This is a genomic window from Actinomyces radicidentis (genome assembly GCF_001553565.1).
GTDB lineage: Bacteria > Actinomycetota > Actinomycetes > Actinomycetales > Actinomycetaceae > Actinomyces > Actinomyces radicidentis.
This window is the reverse complement of the sequence record NZ_CP014228.1, coordinates 2202579-2222279: the sequence shown is the minus strand read 5'-3', so window position 1 is coordinate 2222279 and position 19701 is coordinate 2202579. Positions and strand designations below refer to the sequence as shown.

The 19701-nt window shown below is 73.3% G+C and carries 17 protein-coding genes and 1 pseudogene; 1 reads left to right on the top strand and 17 read right to left on the bottom strand.

Annotated elements, in window-relative coordinates:
• Positions 1–139 precede the first annotated feature (139 nt).
• From AXF14_RS09480 to AXF14_RS09435, 11 genes and pseudogenes are all read right to left on the bottom strand, one after another.
• The gene (locus tag AXF14_RS09480; RefSeq protein ID WP_236755477.1) at positions 140–799 is read right to left on the bottom strand and encodes an endonuclease III domain-containing protein; all 660 of its coding nucleotides are present in this window, start codon (positions 797–799) and stop codon (positions 140–142) included.
• Positions 800–801: 2 nt separating this feature from the next.
• Positions 802–1422: a class I SAM-dependent methyltransferase gene (locus AXF14_RS09475; protein ID WP_335338913.1), complete on the bottom strand. Its 621-nt coding sequence runs from the start codon at positions 1420–1422 to the stop codon at positions 802–804.
• Positions 1419–2147 carry a DNA-3-methyladenine glycosylase gene (locus tag AXF14_RS13995; protein WP_169798285.1) on the bottom strand — a complete coding sequence of 243 codons (729 nt, stop codon included), beginning with the start codon at positions 2145–2147 and terminating at the stop codon, positions 1419–1421. The genes AXF14_RS09475 and AXF14_RS13995 overlap by 4 nt, the downstream gene beginning before the upstream one ends.
• A 30-nt stretch (positions 2148–2177) precedes the next feature.
• Positions 2178–3668: pseudogene (gene argH / locus AXF14_RS09470) on the bottom strand (argininosuccinate lyase); the annotation flags it as partial.
• A gap of 173 nt (positions 3669–3841) precedes the next feature.
• Complete coding sequence (locus tag AXF14_RS09465; protein ID WP_067942801.1) at positions 3842–5065, bottom strand: argininosuccinate synthase; 1224 nt, start codon at positions 5063–5065, stop codon at positions 3842–3844.
• Positions 5066–5227: 162 nt separating this feature from the next.
• Positions 5228–5803, bottom strand: a complete 576-nt coding sequence (locus AXF14_RS09460; RefSeq protein ID WP_067942800.1) for an arginine repressor — start codon at positions 5801–5803, stop codon at positions 5228–5230.
• Positions 5800–7068 carry an acetylornithine transaminase gene (locus AXF14_RS09455; RefSeq protein WP_067942799.1) on the bottom strand — a complete coding sequence of 423 codons (1269 nt, stop codon included), beginning with the start codon at positions 7066–7068 and terminating at the stop codon, positions 5800–5802. The genes AXF14_RS09460 and AXF14_RS09455 overlap by 4 nt, the downstream gene beginning before the upstream one ends.
• Complete coding sequence (argB, locus tag AXF14_RS09450; RefSeq protein WP_067942798.1) at positions 7065–8012, bottom strand: acetylglutamate kinase; 948 nt, start codon at positions 8010–8012, stop codon at positions 7065–7067. The genes AXF14_RS09455 and argB overlap by 4 nt, the downstream gene beginning before the upstream one ends.
• Positions 8009–9208, bottom strand: a complete 1200-nt coding sequence (gene argJ, locus AXF14_RS09445; RefSeq protein WP_067942797.1) for a bifunctional glutamate N-acetyltransferase/amino-acid acetyltransferase ArgJ — start codon at positions 9206–9208, stop codon at positions 8009–8011. The genes argB and argJ overlap by 4 nt, the downstream gene beginning before the upstream one ends.
• The gene (gene argC, locus AXF14_RS09440) at positions 9205–10323 is read right to left on the bottom strand and encodes an N-acetyl-gamma-glutamyl-phosphate reductase (protein WP_067942796.1); all 1119 of its coding nucleotides are present in this window, start codon (positions 10321–10323) and stop codon (positions 9205–9207) included. The genes argJ and argC overlap by 4 nt, the downstream gene beginning before the upstream one ends.
• Before the next feature lie 191 nt (positions 10324–10514).
• Positions 10515–11009, bottom strand: coding sequence for a flavodoxin domain-containing protein (locus tag AXF14_RS09435; RefSeq protein WP_067942795.1), 495 nt, complete (start codon positions 11007–11009; stop codon positions 10515–10517).
• 200 nt (positions 11010–11209) lie between these two features.
• On the opposite strand from AXF14_RS09435, the gene AXF14_RS09430 reads away from it, so the two are divergent.
• Entirely contained in the window at positions 11210–12097 is an 888-nt protein-coding gene (locus AXF14_RS09430) for an aldo/keto reductase (RefSeq protein WP_211260077.1), read from the top strand.
• A gap of 174 nt (positions 12098–12271) precedes the next feature.
• Here AXF14_RS09430 and pheT read toward each other — a convergent pair whose 3' ends face one another.
• From pheT to AXF14_RS09400, 6 genes are all read right to left on the bottom strand, one after another.
• Complete coding sequence (pheT, locus tag AXF14_RS09425; RefSeq protein ID WP_067942793.1) at positions 12272–14935, bottom strand: phenylalanine--tRNA ligase subunit beta; 2664 nt, start codon at positions 14933–14935, stop codon at positions 12272–12274.
• A 1-nt stretch (position 14936) separates the two neighbouring features.
• The gene (pheS, locus tag AXF14_RS09420; protein WP_067942791.1) at positions 14937–16022 is read right to left on the bottom strand and encodes a phenylalanine--tRNA ligase subunit alpha; all 1086 of its coding nucleotides are present in this window, start codon (positions 16020–16022) and stop codon (positions 14937–14939) included.
• Positions 16023–16114: 92 nt separating this feature from the next.
• Complete coding sequence (locus AXF14_RS09415) at positions 16115–17008, bottom strand: amino acid ABC transporter permease (protein WP_067942789.1); 894 nt, start codon at positions 17006–17008, stop codon at positions 16115–16117.
• A complete protein-coding gene (locus tag AXF14_RS09410) occupies positions 17005–17661 on the bottom strand; it encodes an amino acid ABC transporter permease (RefSeq protein ID WP_067942788.1) in 657 nt (218 codons plus the stop codon). Before AXF14_RS09410 ends, AXF14_RS09415 begins: the two co-directional genes overlap by 4 nt.
• A 99-nt stretch (positions 17662–17760) precedes the next feature.
• Complete coding sequence (locus AXF14_RS09405; protein ID WP_067942786.1) at positions 17761–18759, bottom strand: glutamate ABC transporter substrate-binding protein; 999 nt, start codon at positions 18757–18759, stop codon at positions 17761–17763.
• Between the two features lie 82 nt (positions 18760–18841).
• The gene (locus AXF14_RS09400) at positions 18842–19621 is read right to left on the bottom strand and encodes an amino acid ABC transporter ATP-binding protein (RefSeq protein WP_067942784.1); all 780 of its coding nucleotides are present in this window, start codon (positions 19619–19621) and stop codon (positions 18842–18844) included.
• Between the last annotated feature and the right edge of the window lie 80 nt (positions 19622–19701).

The window sequence follows — 19701 nt, the reverse complement described above, 5'->3', positions numbered from 1 at the left end:
GGGGCAGCGCCCCGGCGCCGCTAGTCTGCCATGCCGGGTTGCCGGGGCCCGGATCGGTCCGGGGCCGTGCCCTCGACCGGGTGCCGGGACCGCGCGCCGGCCCCGTGAGCCGGACGCGGACGGCCGCCTCCGCCCGGCGTCAGTGGGCGACGACGGGCACGATGCCGACGGCTGGGCCGAAGACCTCCCAACCGCCAGCGGCGCGGGCGCGCTTGCCGGCCTCGAGGAGGAGGCCGTGGAGCTCGACGAGCTCGGCGTGGCTAAGTCCCGCGGCGTCGAGACGCGCCTCGAGCTCGCGGCGGGTGCGCTCGTACTGGCGGTCGGGCTCGTAACCGGCCTGGCGCAGGGCGCGACGGCCGTAGGCGTCGAAGATGAAGCGACGCCGGCCGAAGACCATGAGGGCGATGACGTCCGCGGTCTCAGGACCGATCCCGGGCAGGGAGAGGAGCGCCGCGCGCAGGGCCTCGTCGTCGAGACCCTCGGCGCCGACGCCGGGCTCCGAGAGGCGCCACCGGCACCAGGCCCGGATGCCGCGAGCCTTGGCGGTCATGAATCCCGAGGGGCGGATGAGGGCGGTGAGCTCCTCGTCCGCGAGCTCGAGGAGGCGCTCCGGATCGAAGGCGGTCGCCTCCCTCAGGGCGGCCAGCGAGCGCTCGACGTTCGTCCACGCGGTGTTCTGGACGAGGATCGCGCCGCAGACGTACTCGGTGTCCGACTCAGCGGGCCAGGGCCCGACCTCGCCAACGACGGCGCGGAGCGCGGCCTGGAGCTCACGCAGGGTCATGGGGCGGGTGCTCACGTTCAACGGTCCTTCTCCGGGCGGTCCCAGGTCAGTCGGTAGCGGTAGTGGAAGCGTCGCCGCAGACGCACTCCTGGCAGGAGCTCCCGTGCGGCGTCGCTGATCCGGCGCAGGGACTCGGACGGTTCCGCGACCGGCACGCCGACGTCGAGAGCCTCGTGCCGCCAGACGCCGACGAGCCGGTTGGGGATGACACCGAGGATCGCGAGCGTCCAGTCGAGGAGGCTCTCGTTGCGCGCGAGGCCGATGACGATGAGCCGGCCGCCGGGCGCGACCAGCCGGCCCAGTGCTCGCAGTCCTGCGCGCATCGGGAGATGGTGGAGCGTCGCGACACAGGTGACCGTCTCGAAGACGCCGAGCTCCGCCATCATCCTGGCGTCGACGACGGAGCCGTTCACGACGCTTACGGCGGGGAGGCCCGCAGCCCGTACGCGGGCCCTCTCCAGCGCGGCAGGATCGGTGTCCACGCCGATGACCTCCTCGCAGACCTCGGCGAGGCGCACCATGAGGAGGCCGTCGCCGCAGCCCACGTCGAGTGCCCGGCCGCCCCGCGTGGATGCGTCGCGCACGAGCTCTCGATGGAAGGCGGCGTTGTGGTTCCAGTACGTCGCCGGGATGCTCACCGGCCCGGCTCCCGCCGCCGACGGCGCGGCGTCGCCGGATTGTACGGGGAGACGGTGGGGTCGCCGTCGAGCCAGAAGCGCCACGGGTAGACGGTGCCGTCGCCGCCGGGCCCCGACAGGCCGGTGCGCGGGCCCTGGCGGACGAGTGCGAGGTCGGGTCCCTCCCCCGGCGCGGGCAGGGCCAGGCTGAGGCGCGAGCCCGCGGCACCGAGCCGTCCGCCGTCGTCGTCGCGGTCGACGCCGAGCGCGCGGGTCAGGCACGCGGGCCCCCGCGCGAGGTCACGGGCCCGCTTGACCGCCGGGCGACGGATGCGGGCCAGGTCCTGACCTTCGATGACCTCGCCGGCACGCAGGAGGACGGCGCGCGAGAGCCCGGCCGGGCCGCACACGAGGTTCATGCAGCGGTGCATGCCGTAGATCGAGTAGACGTACACGGCGCCGGCCGCCTCGAACATAGCGGCGTTGCGCGCGGTGCGCCCCTTGAAGGCGTGCGAGCCGGGGTCCTCCTCGCCGCGGTAGGCCTCGACCTCCGTGATCCGCACCGTGACGACGCCGTCCGGGCCAGTGGCCGTGAGGCGCGCGCCCAGGAGCCGGGGCGCCACCTCGGCCGGGTCGCCTGCGAGGAGCTCGGCGACGTCGGCGGGCGTGCCGGACTCCCCCGTGCGCGCGGACAACTGGCCGGTGGTGCCATGCTCCCCCGTCACCGGCTCAGGCGTCCTCGCCATCCGCGGGCTCGGTCTCGTCGTCGAGGACGACGGGCCGGTCGGGCCGTCGAGGAGGGAGCCCTCCCAGGAGAAGACGCGCAGCTCGGCGGAGTGCTCGATGGCGCGGGCCAGCTGCTCGAGGACGCGCACGGGCGCGGTGCCGCCGTGGCCCTTGCGGGCGGCGACGGAGCCCTCGGCGGAGAGGACCTCGCGCACGCCTGGCGTGAGGCGGGCGTCGATGCGGGCGAAGTCGCCGTCGGACAGGTCCCACAGCTCGATGCCGCGGCCCTCGCACTCGCGCACGCAGGCGCCGGAGATCTCGTGGGCCTCGCGGAAGGGGACGCCCTGCTTGACGAGCCACTCGGCGACGTCGGTGGCCAGGGAGAAGCCCTGCGGGGCGAGCTCGGCCATGCGATCGTAGTGGAGGGCCATCGTGTCGACCATGCCGGAGACGGCCGGCAGGAGGATGGCGAGGGTGTCGATCGCGTCGAAGACCGGCTCCTTGTCCTCCTGGAGGTCGCGGTCGTAGGCGAGCGGGAGGCCCTTGAGGGTGGTGAGGAGGCCCGTGAGGTCGCCGACGAGGCGGCCGGCCTTACCACGGGCGAGCTCGGCGACGTCGGGGTTCTTCTTCTGCGGCATGATCGAGGAGCCGGTGGAGAAGGAGTCGTCGAGGGTGACGAAGCCGAACTCCTTCGTGTTCCAGATGATGATCTCCTCGCTGAGCCGGGAGACGTCCACGGCGGTCATGGCGAGGATGAAGGAGAGCTCGGCGACGACGTCGCGGGCGGAGGTGCCGTCGATGGAGTTCTCGACGGAGGCGTCGAAGCCCAGGTCCGCGGCGACGGCGTCGGGATCCATGCCGAGCGTGTTGCCGGCGAGGGCCCCGGAGCCGTAGGGGCTGACGGCGGCGCGGGCGTCCCAGTCCTCGAGGCGCTCGACGTCGCGCATGAGGGGCCAGGCGTGAGCGAGGAGCTGGTGGGCGACGAGCACGGGCTGGGCGTGCTGCATGTGGGTGCGACCCGGCATGATCGACTCGCCGGCGCGGGCGGCCTGGTTGACGAGCGCGTCGGCGACGTCGAGGACGAGACCGGCGACGTGGCGCGCCTGGTCGCGCAGGTACATGCGGATGAGGGTGGCGATCTGGTCGTTGCGGGAACGGCCGGCGCGCAGGCGGCCGCCGAGGTCGGCACCGGCGCGCTCCATGAGCCCGCGCTCGAGAGCGGTGTGGACGTCCTCGTCGCCGGGGGCGGGCGCGAAGGCGCCGGAGACGACGTCGTCCTCGAGGCGGTCGAGGGCGTCGACCATGCCGGCGAGCTGGGCGTCGTCGAGAAGACCGGCGACGGCGAGGGCGCGGGCGTGGGCACGGGAGCCGGCGATGTCGTAGCGCGCGAGACGCCAGTCGAAGTGGGTGGAGACGCTCAGCGCCGCGAGTGCGTCGGCGGGGCCGCCGGAGAAGCGGCCGCCCCACAGGCTGATGCCGGCGGGGGCGCCGGCGGCGGGCTGAGCGGTCTGGTCGGACTCGGGCGTCGTGGCACTCGTCATGGGGCCATTGTTACCCAAGTGCGACGGCGGTCGGCCGTCCGCCCGCCCCGTGGGAGCGGAGCGCGGTGCGAGCACGGCGCGGGCCCGCCCCACCCGTGCTGGAGTGGGAGCGGCCCCGCGCCGTCGTCGTGATCGGACGGGCCGGCGGCCCGCCCGGGTGCGATCGTGAGCGGTCAGAAGCCGACGCCGTTGCCCAGGCGCACGTCGCGGGCGGCCGAGAGCTTGGACTGCATGCCGTAGATTTCGATGAAGCCGCGCGAGGAGGACTGGTCGAAGGTGTCGCCGGTCTCGTAGGTCGCGAGGTTGAAGTCGTACAGGCCGGTGTCGGTCTTGCGGCCGTTGGCGACCGCGCGGCCGCCGTGGAGGACCATCCGGATGTCGCCGGTGACGTACTTCTGGGTATCCTCGATGAAGGCGTCCATCGACTTCTTCAGCGGCGAGTACCACTGGGCCTCGTAGACGAGCTCGCCCCAGGTCTGCTCCATCTGCTTCTTGTAGCGGCGCTGGAGGCGCTCAAGGGTGACGGACTCGAGGGCCTGGTGGGCCTCGATGAGCGCGACGGCGCCGGGGGCCTCGTAGATCTCGCGGGACTTGATGCCCACGAGGCGGTCCTCGACCATGTCGATGCGGCCGATGCCCTGGGCGCCGGCGCGGCGGTTGAGCTCCTGGATGGCCTCGAGCGGCGTGACGGGCTTGCCGTCGATCGCGGTGGGGACGCCCTGCTCGAAGTGGATGACGACCTCGTCGGGCAGCGGCGGGTAGGTCGGGTCGTCGGTGTAGACGTAGACGTCCTTGGTGGGGGCGTTCCACAGGTCCTCGAGGAATCCGGTCTCGATGGCGCGGCCCCACACGTTCTGGTCGATGGAGAAGGGGTTGTGCTTCGTCGTCTCGATCGGGAGGTTGTGCTTCTCGGCGTACTCGATGGCGACGTCGCGGGTGAGGGCGAGGTCGCGGACGGGCGAGATGCAGTCCATGTCGGGCGCCATCGAGGTGATGGCGACCTCGAAGCGGACCTGGTCGTTGCCCTTGCCGGTGCAGCCGTGGGCGACGGTCGAGGCGCCGAACTGGCGGGCGGCCTTGACCAGGTGCTTGGCGATGACGGGGCGCGACAGCGCGGAGACGAGCGGGTACTTGCCCTCGTAGAGGGCGTTGGCCTTGAGGGCCGGCATGCAGTACTCGTTGGCGAACTCGTCACGGGCGTCCGCGACGTAGGCCTCGACGGCGCCGCAGTCGAGGGCGCGCTGGCGGATGACCTCGAGGTCCTCACCGCCCTGGCCGACGTCGACGGCGACGGTGATGACCTCGCGGCCGGTCTGCTCGCCGATCCAGCCGATGGCGACGGAGGTGTCGAGGCCTCCGGAGTAGGCGAGGACGACGCGGTCCTTGTGGTCGCTCATGCTTCTCTCTCTTCTGGTTCCTCACCCCGCGGGCGGTGCCCGTCGGGGACGTGAGCGGGTTCGGGTGTTCTCAGGGGGTTGCTGGGGGGCGGGCGCAGGGTGCTGCGCCCATCGTGGTGCGCCCGGGGGACGCGGCGTCGTGGCGGCTCGCCCACCGGGCGGTCATCGTCGCGAGCCGGGGTCCGCGAGGGACAGCAGGTGGGCCGCGACGTCGGCGCAGACCTGCTCGCCGCGGGTGATGACGAGGACGGTGTCGTCCCCGGCGATGCAGCCGAGCACGCCAGGGAGCATGGCGTCGTCGACGGCGCTGGCCAGGAGCTGGGCGGCGCCGGCGGGCGTCCGCAGGACGAGCTGCTGGCCGGCCCACTCGGCGGTGACGAGGAGGTCGGCGCACCAGCGGGCCAGCCGGGCGCTCACGTGCTCGCTCATGGCGCCCTCACCGCCGGGGACGGGCGCGGGCTGCTGGCCGGGGGCGCCGGCCTCGGGGATCGCGTAGACCTGGACGCCGTCGGCGGAGCGGACCTTCGTGGCCCGAAGCTCGACGAGGTCGCGCGAGAGCGTGGCCTGGGTGGTGGTGACGCCGCGCTCGGCGAGGGCGTCGCGCAGCTCGGCCTGGGAGCGGATCCGCTCGCGGCCGAGGACCTGGGCGATGAGGGCGTGGCGGGCGGTCTTCGTCTGAGGGGCGCCCGCGCTGGCGGGGCTGGCGGCGGACCGGGGGGCGGCCTGCTGCTCGGTCATGCTGCTCCTTCCTGGGTGGTGGGGGCGTCCGCACGGGTCTGAAGGGCCTCGGTCAGGACGTCCGTGAGGGTGGCGGTGAAGGCGTCGGCGTCGGCGTCGGACAGGATGAGGGGCGGCGCGAGGCGCAGCGTGTCCGGCCGGGGCGCGTTGACGATGAAGCCGCGCTCCATGAGCTCGGCGGCGATCCGCGCGGCGGGCGGGAGGCCGTCGGCGAGGGCGACGCCCCGCAGGAGACCGGCCCCGCGCACCTCGGTGACGCCGGGGACGGCGGCGAGGGCGGCCGCCCAGCGCTCGCCGAGGTCGGCAGTGCGCTGAAGGAGGTCCTCCTCGCGGACCGTGCTGATGACGGCGAGGGCGGCGGCGCAGGCGACGGGGTTGCCGCCGAAGGTCGTGCCGTGCTGGCCGGGGCCGAGGAGCGCCGCCGCCTCGCCGGTGGCGACGGCGGCGCCGATGGGCATGCCGCCGCCCAGCCCCTTGGCCAGGGTGACGACGTCGGGGATGACGCCGGGGGCGAGGAGGTGGTGGGCCATCCAGGCGCCCGTGCGCCCCATGCCGGTCTGGACCTCGTCGATGATGAGGAGGGCGCCGGCCGCGCTGGTCGCCTCACGGGCGGCCTCGACGTAGCCGGCGGGAAGGGGCTTGACGCCCGCCTCGCCCTGGATCGGCTCGAGGACGACGGCGGCGACGTCCGGTCCCATCGCGGCGCGGAGAGCCCCGACATCACCGGCGGGGAGGAACTCGACGCCGCCGGGCAGGGGCGCGAAGGGCTCGCGGTAGGCGGCCTTGTGGGTGAGGGCGAGGGCGCCCATGGTGCGGCCGTGGAAGGCGTTCTCGAGGGCGAGGATCCGCGGGCGGTCGGCGCCGCCGTGGCGGCGGGCGATCTTGAAGGCGGCCTCGTTGGCCTCGGTGCCGGAGTTGGCGAGGAAGACCTTCGAGGAGCCGGCGGGCGTGCCCGGGAAGACGAGGGCGTCGAGCTCCTCGGCGAGGCTGATCTGGGCGGGGGTCGCGAAGAAGTTGGAGACGTGGCCGAGGGTGCTGATCTGCTCGGTGACGGCGGCGACGACGGCCGGGTGGGCGTGGCCGAGGATGTTGACCGCGATGCCGGCGAGGAGGTCGGTGTACTCCGTGCCGTCGGCGTCCGTGACGTGGGCGCCCTCGCCGCGCACGAGGACGCGCTGCGGCGCCCCGAAGGTGTTCATGACGGCGGCGGCGTAGCGCTGCCCCCAGGCCTCGTTCGATCCGGTGGTGCTCTGGGTGCCGCTCACAGCGTCGGTCCTCCCTTCGTACGCGACTGGCTGGTGTGCTCGGGGTAGACGACGGTGCCGACGCCGTCGTCCGTGACGATCTCGAGGAGCATGGAGTGGGGCTCGCGACCGTCGACGACGTGGGCCTGCCCCACTCCCCCCTGCACGGCCCGCAGGCAGGCCTCCATCTTGGGGATCATCCCGGACTCGAGCTCCGGCAGGAGCGCCTCGAGGGCGTCCACACCGATGCGGGAGACGAGGGACGTGCGGTCCGGCCAGTTGGAGTAGAGGCCCTCGACGTCGGTGAGCATGATGAGCTTCTGGGCCTTGAGGGCGATGGCGATCGCCGCCGCGGCCGTGTCCGCGTTGATGTTGAGGACGGTCGTCGGGTCGGCCATGAGCGGCGCGACCGAGGAGATGACGGGGATGCGCCCCTGGTCGAGCAGCTCGGTGACGGTGCGGGGGTCGACGCGGACGACGTCGCCGACCAGGCCGACGTCGACGCTCTCGCCGTCGACGGTGGCCAGGCGCTGGCGGGCGGACAGGAGGCCGCCGTCCTCGCCGGAGATGCCGACGGCCGGGGAGCCGTGGACGTTGAGGAGGCTGACGAGCTCGCGCTGGACGGAGCCGGTGAGGACCATCCGGACGACGTCCATGACCTCGGGGGTGGTGACGCGCAGGCCGCCGCGGAACTCGGACTCGATGCCGAGGCGCCCCAGCATGGCGTTGATCTGGGGGCCGCCGCCGTGGACGACGACGGGCCGCAGGCCGACCTGGTGGAGGAAGAGGACGTCCTCGGCGAAGGCGCGCTTGAGGGACTCGTCGACCATGGCGTTGCCGCCGTACTTGATGACGATCGTGGCGCCCCTGTAGGCGCGCAGCCAGGGCATGGCCTCCAGGAGGACGGAGGCCTTCTGCGCCGGGGTGATCCGGGGGCCCGGGGCGGTGTCGGTGCTCGTGCTCATGTCGTGTAGTCCGCGTTGATGGTGACGTAGCCGTGGGTGAGGTCGTTGGTCCAGACGGTGGCCTCGGCCGCGCCGTGGTGGAGGGCGATGTCGATGCGGGTCTCGCGCGGGGTCATGTCGACGAGGCCCCGGTCCTCGCCGAGGCCGCCGTGGCGGAAGATCGTCACCCCGTTGACGGCGACGTCGACCTCCTCGGCGTCGAAGGGGCAGACCTCCTCGGGGACGGTACCGAGCTGGGACAGGACGCGACCCCAGTTGGGGTCGTTGCCGGCCACGGCGCACTTGAGGAGGTTGGAGGCGGAGACCGTGCGGGCGGCGGCCTCGGCGGCCTCCTCAGAGACGGCGCCGGAGACGGTGATGGCGATGTCGTGGGTGGCACCCTCGGCGTCGGCGACGAGGCGGCGGCCGAGCCGTCCGAGGACCTCGGCGACGGCGTCGTCGAGCTCCTCCTGCTCGGGAGCGACGCCGGAGCCGCCGGAGGCGAGGAGGAGGACGGTGTCGTTGGTGGACATGCAGCCGTCGGAGTTGATGCGGTTGACGGTGCGGGCGGCGGCCGCGACGAGGGCGGCGCGCGCGTCGTCGGCGGTGACGACGGCGTCGGTGGTGAGGACGCAGAGCATGGTGGCCATGCCGGGGGCGAGCATGCCGACGCCCTTGATCATGCCGCCGAGGCTCCAGGTGCCGGCGGGCCCCTCGAGGCTGAGGGCGTCCTCCTTGGAGACGGTGTCGGTCGTCATGATGGCGGTGGCGGCTCTGTGGGCGGCCTCGGCCGAGGCGTCGAGCGCTGCGACGGCGGCCGAGGCCCCGGCCAGGAGGACCGGCATGTCGATCGGCGCGCCGATGACGCCGGTGGAGCACACGAGGACGTCGGTGCCGTCGACGGGCGCGGCGCCCGGCTGGGAGGAGAGGACGCCGGCGAGGTACTCGGCGGTGGCGCGGGCGTCGGTGGCACCTCGCTCCCCGGTGCAGGCGTTGGCGGAGCCGGAGTTGAGGATGACGGCGCGGGCGGTGCCGTCGGCGACGGCGTTCCGGGACCAGACGACGGGGGCGGCGACGACGCGGTTGGTGGTGAAGACGCCGGCGGCGACGTCGAGGGGACCGTCGTTGACGACGAGGGCCAGGTCGGGCTTGCCGGACTCCTTGAGGCCGGCGACGACGCCGGCGGCGCGGAAGCCCTTGGCGGCGGTGACGCTCACGGCGCGACTCCTTCCGTGACGACGCCGGTGGTCTCGGGCAGGCCGAGGGCGAGGTTGAGGGACTGGACGGCCGCGGAGGCGGTGCCCTTGCCGAGGTTGTCGATGGCGCAGAGCATCGTGGCGACGCCGGCGGCGGCGTCGTAGGCGACCTGGACGGTGGCCAGGCCGGATCCGGCGACGGCGCCGGTGGTGGGCCAGACGCCCTCGGGCAGGATGGAGACGACGCCCTCGCCGCTGCCGGGCGCGCCGTAGGCGGCCTCCCACGCCTCGCGCAGGGCGGCCTGCGGGTCGGCGGCGGAGGCGACGGCGTCGGTGACGGGGGCGGTGACCGTGGCGAGGACGCCGCGGCTCATGGGCACGAGGACGGGCGTGAAGGACAGGTGCACGCTGCCGGCCGCGGCGCCGGCGACCTCGAGGTTCTGGATGATCTCGGGGATGTGCCGGTGGGTGCCGCCGACGCCGTAGGGCTGGGCGGAGCCGAGGGCCTCGGCGGCGGTGAGGTGCGGCTTGAGGGACTTGCCGGCGCCGGAGTAGCCGACGGCGAGCACGGCGGTGACGGAGCTCGGGTCGATGAGGCCGGCGGCGACGCCGGGCTGGGCGGCGAGCGTCACGGCGGTGACGTTGCATCCGGGGACGGCGACGCGGTGGGTGGCGGCGAGCTCGGCGCGCTGGGCGGCGGCGGCGGTCTCCCCGGCGTGGAGGAGCTCGGGCATGCCGTAGGTCCAGGCGCCGGCGTGCTCGGTGCCGTAGAAGGCGGCCCAGGCGGCGGGGTCGGTGAGGCGGTGGTCGGCACCGCAGTCGAGGATGACGGGGTCCGGCCCGCCCCAGGTGCCGGCGGCGACGTCGGCCTCGATGGCGGCGGTCACCGCGCCGGAGGCGCCGTGCGGGAGTGCGAGGAGGACGACGTCGTGACCGCGGAGGTGCTCGACGTCGGTGGGCTCGACCACGCGGCCGGCCAGGGAGAGGAGGTGGGGGTGGTGGGTGCCGAGGAGGCTCCCGACGCTGGAGGAGCCGGTGACGGCGCCGACCTCGATGCTCGGGTGGGCGGCGAGGAGGCGGAGCGCCTCCCCTCCGGCGTAGCCGGTGGCTCCGGCGACTGCTGCTGTCCAGGTCATGCAGAAACCATACGTCCGCATGCATACAAATACGAAACCGTGAGGAGCCTTGCTCGTCGTCGCCTTGCTCACAGGGTAGCGCGCGAGCGCGCCCGCCCCGCTCAACGGCCGTCAGCTGCGCCCCGGCGGGCGCGGCGGACGGCCGTCAGCGTGCGGACTCGTCGGTCGGGCCGGAGGGCCGACCGTGCCGGTCAGGACAGCGAAGTGAGGGTGGTGGCGATGGCGCCGGCCCAGTCGCGCACCGCGTCCATGTCGCGGAAGTCGCCCTCGCTCGCGCCGCCCATCCGGGCGATGGTGCGCTCGCGCAGGGTGAGGCTGCTCGGGTCGAGGCGCCCGGGGAAGGTGATGTGGTCCTCGGGGTCGAGGTTGAGCAGGACGGGGCCGATGCGGTGCGGGTCTGAGATCTGCCCCTTGGGCAGACCGGACAGGCCCACGGAGAAGGCCCACACGGGCTTCTCGCGGAGCTCGTCGTGGAAGCGCCACGTGAACTCGACGGCCTCGTCGGTCCAGTGGGTCATGTAGATGGCGCTGCCGATGACGAAGGCGTCGTAGCCGGAGACGTCGGTGACGTCCTCGGGGTGGGCCTGCTCGACGGTGAGCCCGGCCTCCCGGAGGCGCTCCGCGATGACGTCCGCGACCTCGTCGGTGGAGCCGTGACGTGATGAGGAGACGAGAAGGATGTTCATGCCCCAAGTATTGCGGTCTGGACCACATCGCGAGCGAGTCCGAGGTCCCAGGTGCGGCGGACGGGGGTCCTGCTGGGACCCCGCTGAGGCGAGCGGCGCCCGTGTCCCCCTGCGACGCCCAGCCGTAGGCTCGGGTCGCGCCCCGCGCCGTCGGGCACCGACGGCGAGCGGCCCCTCACCCGGCCGGAAGGAACCGAGGAATGACCGAGACCACCGCCCTCACTCAGACGCGCATGCTGGCGAACGGCGTCGAGATCCCCGTCCTGGGGCTCGGCACCTGGTTCATCGACGACGCCGACGCCGCCCAGGCGGTCCGCGACGCCGTCGAGATCGGCTACCGCCACGTCGACACCGCCCAGGCCTACGGCAACGAGCGCGGCGTCGGCGAGGGCGTCCGCAGCGCCGCCGTGCCCCGCGAGCAGATCTTCGTCACCACGAAGCTCGCCGCCGAGGTCAAGGACCACGACGCCGCGGCCGCGGCCATCGACGAGTCCCTCGAGCGGATGGGACTGGACCACCTCGACCTCATGCTCATCCACTCCCCCGAGCCCTGGGCGGACTTCCGCGGCGGCTCCTACGACGAGGGGAACCTCGCCGCGTGGACGGCGCTCGAGGAGGCGCAGGCGGCGGGGAAGATCCGCGCCATCGGCGTGTCCAACTTCCGCGAGCACGACCTCGACAACCTCATCGAGCACGGCGCGGTCGTCCCGCAGGTCAACCAGCTCCTCGCGCACGTCGGCAACACCCCCGACGGGCTCATCGCCTACTGCGAGTCCCATGGGATCCTCGTCGAGGGCTACTCCCCCGTCGCCCACGGCGCGATCCTGGGCGAGCGCACGGTCGCGGAGGTCGCGGCCCGCTACGGGGCGAGCGTCCCGGCGCTGTGCGTCCGCTACCTCCTCCAACGCGGACTCGTGCCGCTGCCGAAGACCGCCGGCCCCGGAGCACATGCGGGACAACGCGGCCGTCGACTTCGAGATCTCCGAGGAGGACATGGCGGCGCTGTCGGCCCTGCGCTTCGCCGACTACGGCGAGGACAGCCGCTTCCCGGTGTTCTCCGGCAAGTGAGTCCCTCCGCGGGGCGCTGAGCGGCGGGCGGGGTCGCCGACGCCCGGGCGCCGCTCGGTGCGGCCCCAGCGATCACACGACGGTCCGCCCGGCCCCGCTTGCAGCGGGGCCGGGCGGACCGTCGTGTGATCGCAGAACGCGAGGCTCGGCCGCGAGGTCTCCCGCGACCGGACTCGGCGCAGGGGGCCGGAGGCTCAGCCGCGCAGCTCGGCGCCGAGACGCTTGGCGGCTCGCTTGACGATGCGCTTGCGCACCCCCGCGGTCTCCTCCGCGGTGAGCGTGTGGTCGCCGCGCAGGCGCAGGGAGAAGGCGAGCGACTTCCTGCCCTCGCCGAGCTGCTCGCCGCGGAAGACGTCGAAGAGGCGAACCTCCTCGCCGAGCTCCCCGGCGGCCTCGCGGACGACGGCCTCGACGGCGGCCGCGGTGACGGACTCGTCGACGACGAGGGCGACGTCCTCCTTGGCGGCCGGGAAGGTCGGGATCGCTCTGACCTGGAGGACGCCCGCGGCCTCGACGGCGTCGAGCAGCAGCTCGAGGTCGATCTCGACGGCGCAGGCCCGGGCGGGAAGGCCGAGCTCCTTGGCGACGCGCGGGTGAAGCTCACCCGCGTGGGCCACGAGGGCTCCCGGCACGAGGTCCTTGCCCTCGCGCACCGAGGCGAGGCGCACCTCGGCGGTGCGGCCCGGGTGCCACGGGGCGACGGGCTCCTCGGGAGCGCTCACCTCGACGGCGACGCCGAGGGCGGAGGCGACGGTGCGGACGACCTGGACGGCGTCGGCCCAGTCCCAGGGGCGCCCGGCGCCGAGGACGCCGGAGCGGACCCGCTCGCCGGCGAGGACGGCTCCGACGTGCGTGGGCTGGTTCGGGATGCCGGCCTCGAGGGCGGCGACCTCCTCGGCGCTCGGTCGGTGGTCGACGCCCACGATGCAGGCGGGGACGGTGCCCTCGGGGAGGGTGACGGCGCCGAGCTCGTAGACGGCGACGTCCGGCAGGCCGCGCGAGACGTTGCGGCGCGCGATCTCGACGAGGGAGTCGAGGACGCTCGTGCGCAGGAGCGGGGCGTCCTCGGCGAGCGGGTTCGCCAGCCGCAGGGCCTTGCGACGCGGGTCGTCCTCGGGCAGGCCGAGGCGGTCGTGGACGTCGCCGACGAAGGGGTAGGACAGGACCTGCGTGAGGCCGGCGTCGGCGAGGGCGCGCACGACGTCGCGGCGGGCCTTCTGGCGCACGGTCAGCCCCGTGCCGGCGGGGGCCTGCGGGACGACGACGGGGATGGCGTCGTAGCCGTCGAGACGGGCGACCTCCTCGGCGAAGTGGGCGGCGCCCACGAGGTCGGGCCTCCAGGTCGGGGCGGTGACGGAGAGGAGCTCGTGGCCCTCGGAGTCCGTCCCAGCGGGCTCGACGGTGCAGCCGACGGCGGTGAGGAGCTCGGTGACGCGGGGCGTCCCGTAGGCGACGCCGGTGAGGCGCTCGGCGGCGTCGGCGCGGATGACGATCGGCTCCGGGGCGACGGTGCGGTCGACGTCGGTGACGGCGTCGTCCGCGGTGCCGCCGCCGTACTCGACGAGGAGGTCGACGGCGCGCTGGGCGGCGACGGCCTGGAGGCGGGTGTCCACGCCGCGCTCGTTGCGCTTGGAGGACTCCGTGGGGAGCTTGTGGCGGCGGGCGGAGCGGGCGATGGAGACGGCGTCGAAGTGGGCGGCCTCGATGAGGACGTCCGTGGTCGACTCGTCGATCTCGGTCTCGGCGCCGCCGAAGACGCCGGCCAGGACGAGGGCGCGGGAGCCCTCGCCGGCCGGGGAGTCGGCGATGACGAGGTCCTCGGGATCGAGGGCGCGGGTGACCTCGTCAAGGAAGGCGAGCGTCTCACCCGGCTGGGCGCGGCGCACGACGATCGGGGCGCTCAGCTTGCCGAGGTCGAAGGCGTGCAGCGGCTGGCCGAGGTCGAGCATGACGTAGTTGGTGACGTCGACGGCGAGCGAGATGGGGCGCATGCCGGCCGCGGTGAGGCGGTCGTGCATCCACTGCGGGCTCGGGGCGGCCGGGTCGACGCCGCGCACGACGCGGGCGACGTAGCGGTCGACGCCGGGCCGGCCGTGGATGGGGCTCGCGTCCTCGGCGAAGCGGATGGGGAAGCCGTCCTCGCGCCCCTCGGCGACGCCGTTCGGGAAGAGCCCCGTGTTGGCGCCGTCGGCGGGGTCGGTGAAGCGGGCGCCGGTGGAGTGGGAGTACTCGCGGGCGACGCCGCGCATGGAGAACGCGTAGCCGCGGTCCGGGGTGATGTTGATCTCGAGGACCTCGTCGCCCAGACCGAGGAGCGGGATGGCGTTCGTGCCGGGGGCGGGGAGCTCCTCGCCGTCGTGGCCGTGCTCGGGGAGCCACTGGTCGAGCACGATGATGCCGGTTGCTGCATCGGGGCCCTCGCCGACCCCTAGTTCCTTCGCGGAGCAGATCATGCCGTCGGAGGTGTGCCCGTAGGTCTTGCGGGCGGCGATGGCGAAGTCACCGGGCAGGACGGCCCCGGGCAGGGAGACGACGACGGAGTCCCCGACCTCGAAGTTGTGGGCGCCGCAGACGATGCCGCGGCTGGGCAGCTCGCTCGGCTCCTTGCCCGTGCCCGGGGCGTCGTTGTGCTCGGCGCCGACGTCGACGCGGCAGTAGTTGATGACCTTGCCGTTGGACTGCTCCTTGGCGTCGCGGGTCAGGACCCGGCCGACGACGAGGGGGCCGGTGACGGCCGGGGGAACGATCTGCTCCTCCTCGAGGCCGACCTTGACGAGGTCGGCGGCCAGCTGCTCGGCCGTGGTGCCGGAGGGGACGTCGACGTGCTCGCGGAGCCACTCGATCGGGACGTAAGGCATGTCAGTTCCCCTTTCCGGTGGTGCCGAACTGCTGGGAGAAGCGGATGTCGCCCTCGACGATGTCGTGCATGTCGGCGATGCCGTGGCGGAGCATGAGGGTGCGCTCCAGGCCCATGCCGAAGGCGAAGCCCGTGGAGACCTCGGGGTCGATGCCGCAGGCGGTGAGCACGTTGGGGTTGACCATGCCGCAGCCACCCCACTCGATCCAGCCGGGGCCGCCCTTCTTCTGCGGGAACCACAGGTCCATCTCGGCGCTGGGCTCGGTGAAGGGGAAGAAGGACGGGCGCAGGCGGGTGCGGGCCTCGGGGCCGAACATCGACTTCGCGAAGTGGTCGAGGACGCCCTTGAGGTGGCCCATCGTGAGACCCTTGTCGACGGCGAGGCCCTCGACCTGGTGGAAGACGGGCGTGTGGGTGGCGTCGAGCTCGTCGGAGCGGAAGACCTTGCCGGGGCAGGCGATGTAGATCGGGGGCTCGCTGTCGAGCATGACGTGCGCCTGCACCGGGGAGGTGTGGGTGCGCATGACGAGGTTCGCCGGCTGCCCCTCCGCGGCGCCGACGGAGGCGCCGTCGACGTAGAAGGTGTCCTGCATCTGACGGGCGGGGTGGTCGGCGTCGAAGTTGAGGGCGTCGAAGTCGAACCACTCGTGCTCGACCTCGGGCCCCTCGGCGATGGACCAGCCCATGGAGGTGAAGAAGTCGGAGACCTCGTCGACGAGGACGTCGAGGGGGTGGCGGGCCCCGGCGGGGACGCGGTCCGTGGGGACGGTGACGTCGACGGCCTCGGTGGCGAGCATGGTGGCCTCGGCCTCGGCCTCGAGGACGGCCTGCCGCTCGGCGAGGGCCTTGTTGAGGCGGCCGCGGGCGCCGCCGAGGAGCTTGCCGGCGGCGGGCTTGTCGGCCTTGTCGAGCTTGCCGATGCCGCGGTTGGTGAGGGCGAGGACGGAGGCGTCACCCGTGTAGGCCAGGCGCACCTCCTTGAGGGCGGGCAGGGAGTCTGCCGCTGCGATGGCGGCGAGCCCCTCCTCGACGAGGGCGCCGACGCCCTCCTCGTCCAGCGGCGACAGCGCGCCGGGTGCGTCAGTCATCTGGGTGCCTTCCGGTCTTCGTGGATCGGGCCCAGGGTAGTCCGAGCGGTCGGGCCGCTGAAATCGTGGGCGCGAAGGCGAGACCGGGGGGCTCAGCGCGTGCGGGCCTCCACGAGGCGCGCGAGAGCGCCCAGCAGCCAGTTCAGGACGACGTAGATGACCGCGATGATGACGTAGGCCGGCAGGTAGACGTCGAGCTGCTGGACGCGCGCGGCCTGCACGATGAGGCGCCCGGCGTACATGAGCTCGGTGTACGCCACGACGTAGCCGAGCGACGTGTCCTTGAGGATCGTCACCAGCTGGGTGATGAGCGTCGGCAGCATGAGGCGCAGCGCCTGCGGGGCGAGGACGAGTCGCATCGTGAGCCCGTGGCGCATGCCGAGGGCCTGGGCCGCCTCCGTCTGACCGCGGTCCAGGGCGAGCACGCCGGAGCGGAAGACCTCCGCGGTCGTCGCCGAGGAGCACATGACGATCGGGATGACGAGCATCCAGAAGTACGGGAGCGTCAGCCCCATCCGTGGCACGGCCAGGAGGAAGAAGTACACGAGGAGCAGCATCGGCACGGCGCGCATCGCGTCGATCCACAGGCCCACGACGCCGCGCACCGCGCGGCTCGCCCCGAGCCTCACCCAGCCGAGCAGGACGCCGAGCGGGAAGGCGATGAGGGCGCTGACGCCGGTGGCGACGAGGGTGTCGCCCAAGGCGCGGCCGAAGAACCGGACGATGGAGGCGCCGGCGAAGTACCGCCACTTGGGGTAGGCGAGCTGGCCCGCGGCCGCGGCCTGGTGCAGGACGAGCGCGACGATCCCGACGATGACGAGCGTCGCGATCACGGAGGCGACGAGGATCCGGCGTCGCCCGCGGGGGCCGGGCGCGTCGAAGAGGAGGTCGGCGTCGGTGGCCCGCGGTCGGCGCGTCCTCAGGGGGCGGCGTCCGAGCCGGGTCCCGAGGGTGGCGGTGACGGCCGCCTGGGTGGGGGCGCTCATGCGCGGGCCTCCGTCCTGGCGGCGGCGCGTCTCTCGAGGCCCCCGCCGACCCGAGTGGCGAGGAAGGCGATGACGAGGTAGGTCAGGCCCGAGACGAGGAAGGTGATGACGGCCTCGGCGTAGCGGAGGTTGAGCTGCTGGGTGACGTTGGTGAGCTCGGGCACGCCGATGGCGGCGGCGAGGGAGGAGCCGATGAGGCAGGAGATGAAGATGTTGACCAGTGGCTGGATGGTGCGGACGAGGGCCTGAGGGAGGACGACCTTGCCGATGATGAGGCCGAAGGGCATGCCCAGCGCGCGGGCGGCCTCGATCTGCCCCTTCGAGACGGAGTTGATGCCCGAGCGCACGGTCTCGCACACGAAGCCGGACGCCGAGAACACGATCCCGATGACGGCGGCCCGCATGAGGGTGACCGGCAGACCGATCCTCGGCACGCCGAAGGCGAGCAGGATCATGAGGCACAGGAGCGGGACGTTGCAGGCGACGGCGACCCAGGCCGAGGCGAACCAGCGCAGCGGCGGCACCGGGCTGACACGGCAGACGGCGACGAGGGTCCCGACGACGAGCGCGCCGACGTAGCCCGTCACGGCCAGCAGGAGCGTCGTGAGCAGTCCCGAGCCGAGCAGGCCCAGGTTCTCGGTGATGACGTTCACGGATTCCCTTCCTCGTGGGCGGCTGCCCGGCGGTGACGCCGGCCGGTGGGGGCTCCCACGGCCGGCGTCACCGCACCCGGCGTCGTCCGGCTGCGCCCGTCAGGCGGTGGGGGTGGCGGAGGCGGTGGCCGCGCCCTCGACGGAGCCGATGACGGGCGGCTCGGGGGCGGTGCCGTGGGTGATGGAGCCGATCGTGTTCTCCCAGACCTTGGTCCAGGTGCCGTCCTCGTCGATCTTGGCGAGGAAGGCGTTGACGAAGGCCTGACCGTCGGAGTCCTTGGGCAGGCCGATGCCGTAGGGCTCGGTGGTGAAGGGCTCGCCGACGAGCTTGACGTTGTCGTTGGAGGCGACCGTGGCGAGCAGGACGGCCTCGTCGAGGACGTAGGCGTCGACCTGCCCCGCCTCGACCGCGGCGACGCAGTCGGAGTCCGTCTCGAACTGGACCTGCTCGGCGTCGGGGGCGTGCTCCGTGACGGCCTGGACGGAGGTCGAGTTGGCCTGGACGGCCACCTTGACGCCGCTCGTGAGCGACGTGACGCCGGTGATCTTGTCGTTGTCGGCCTTGACGAGGACGGTCTGGCCGGACTCGTAGTAGGGGCCCGCGAAGGTGATCTTCTCCGCGCGCTCCGGCGTGATGGTGTAGGTCGCGAAGACCGCCTCGACGGAGCCGTTCTCGAGGAGGGTCTCGCGGGTGTCGGAGGTGGCCTGCGTGATCTCGACGAGGGAGGAGGCGTCGTCGCCGCCGAGGATGTAGCGGGCGAGGAGCTGGGAGATGGCGGCGTCGAAGCCGGTGACCTTGCCGGTCGTCGGGTCCTCGAGGCTGAAGACCTGGTTCGTCTTCGTGCCGCCGATCTTGAAGGTGCCGGCCTTCTTGACGGCGCTGGCCCACGTGGAGGCCGAGACCTCGTCGTCGGAGGCGACCGGGCCGGAGTTGATGATCGTGTCGTAGGACTCCGCGCCGCCCGAGGCGCTCGAGGAGGCGGAGGACTCTGAGACGGACTTGCCGTCGGCGCCCGTGTCGGAGCAGGCGGCGAGGACCGCGGCGACGCCGGCGGCGCCGGTGACGGAGAGGAGGGTGCGACGCGAGAACGTGGTCATGGGAGTGAACCTTTCGTGGGGTGCGCCCGGGCCGTCGCCCGTGAGGACGGGCGGCGCCGCCGGGCGCGGCGGTGGGACGGTGTCAGTGGTTGAGGATCTTGGAGAGGAAGTCGCGGGCGCGCTCGGAGGAGGGGCGTGCGAAGAAGGCCTCGGGCTCGGCGTCCTCGACGACCTGCCCGTGGTCCATGAAGACGACGCGGTCGGCGACCTGCCGGGCGAAGCCCATCTCGTGGGTGACGACGAGCATCGTCATGCCGCTGGTCGCGAGGTCCTTGATGACGTCGAGGACCTCCGTGATCATCTCCGGGTCGAGGGCGCTGGTCGGCTCGTCGAAGAGCATGACCTTGGGGTCCATGGCGAGGGCCCGGGCGATGGCGACGCGCTGCTGCTGACCGCCGGAGAGCTGCGGCGGGCGCTTGCCGGCCTGGTCGGCCAGCCCGACACGCTCGAGGAGCTCGTGGGCGCGGGCCTCGGCCTGCGCCTTCGGGACCTTGCGGACGTGGACCGGCGCCATCGTGACGTTGTCGAGGACGGTCCGGTGCGGGAAGAGGTTGAAGGACTGGAAGACCATGCCGACGTCGGCGCGCAGGCGGGCCAGCTCCTTGCCCTCCTCGGGCAGGGGGACGCCGTCGATGGTGATGGTCCCCTGTTGGAAGGTCTCGAGGCGGTTGACGGTGCGGCACAGGGTCGACTTGCCGGAGCCGGATGCGCCGATGACGGCGACGACCTCGCCGCGGCGGACGTCGAGGGAGACGTCGTCGAGGGCCTGGAAGTCGCCGTACCACTTGGAGACGTGGCTGATGCGGACGAGCGGCTCGTCCCCTCCGGCCGTGCCGGTGGTGGCTGGGGGGGTGTCTGTCACGGTGAACCTCGCTGGGTTCAGGAGGCCGTGGCCTCGCGGACGGGTGGTGGCTGGTGCGGAGCCCGAGGAGGGCCTCCGAC

Bases quoted from the DNA above. Each gene is read 5' to 3' on its own strand.
- AXF14_RS09460 (WP_067942800.1), bottom strand. From the start codon at position 5,803: ATGACCGAGCAGCAGGCCGCCCCCCGGTCCGCCGCCAGCCCCGCCAGC.
- argB (WP_067942798.1), bottom strand. From the start codon at position 8,012: ATGAGCACGAGCACCGACACCGCCCCGGGCCCCCGGATCACCCCGGCG.
- AXF14_RS09415 (WP_067942789.1), bottom strand. From the start codon at position 17,008: ATGAGCGCCCCCACCCAGGCGGCCGTCACCGCCACCCTCGGGACCCGG.
- AXF14_RS13995 (WP_169798285.1), bottom strand. From the start codon at position 2,147: ATGGCGAGGACGCCTGAGCCGGTGACGGGGGAGCATGGCACCACCGGC.
- AXF14_RS09405 (WP_067942786.1), bottom strand. From the start codon at position 18,759: ATGACCACGTTCTCGCGTCGCACCCTCCTCTCCGTCACCGGCGCCGCC.
- pheS (WP_067942791.1), bottom strand. From the start codon at position 16,022: ATGACTGACGCACCCGGCGCGCTGTCGCCGCTGGACGAGGAGGGCGTC.
- pheT (WP_067942793.1), bottom strand. From the start codon at position 14,935: ATGCCTTACGTCCCGATCGAGTGGCTCCGCGAGCACGTCGACGTCCCC.
- AXF14_RS09465 (WP_067942801.1), bottom strand. From the start codon at position 5,065: ATGAGCGACCACAAGGACCGCGTCGTCCTCGCCTACTCCGGAGGCCTC.
- argC (WP_067942796.1), bottom strand. From the start codon at position 10,323: ATGACCTGGACAGCAGCAGTCGCCGGAGCCACCGGCTACGCCGGAGGG.
- AXF14_RS09435 (WP_067942795.1), bottom strand. From the start codon at position 11,009: ATGAACATCCTTCTCGTCTCCTCATCACGTCACGGCTCCACCGACGAG.
- AXF14_RS09430 (WP_211260077.1), top strand. From the start codon at position 11,210: ATGACCGAGACCACCGCCCTCACTCAGACGCGCATGCTGGCGAACGGC.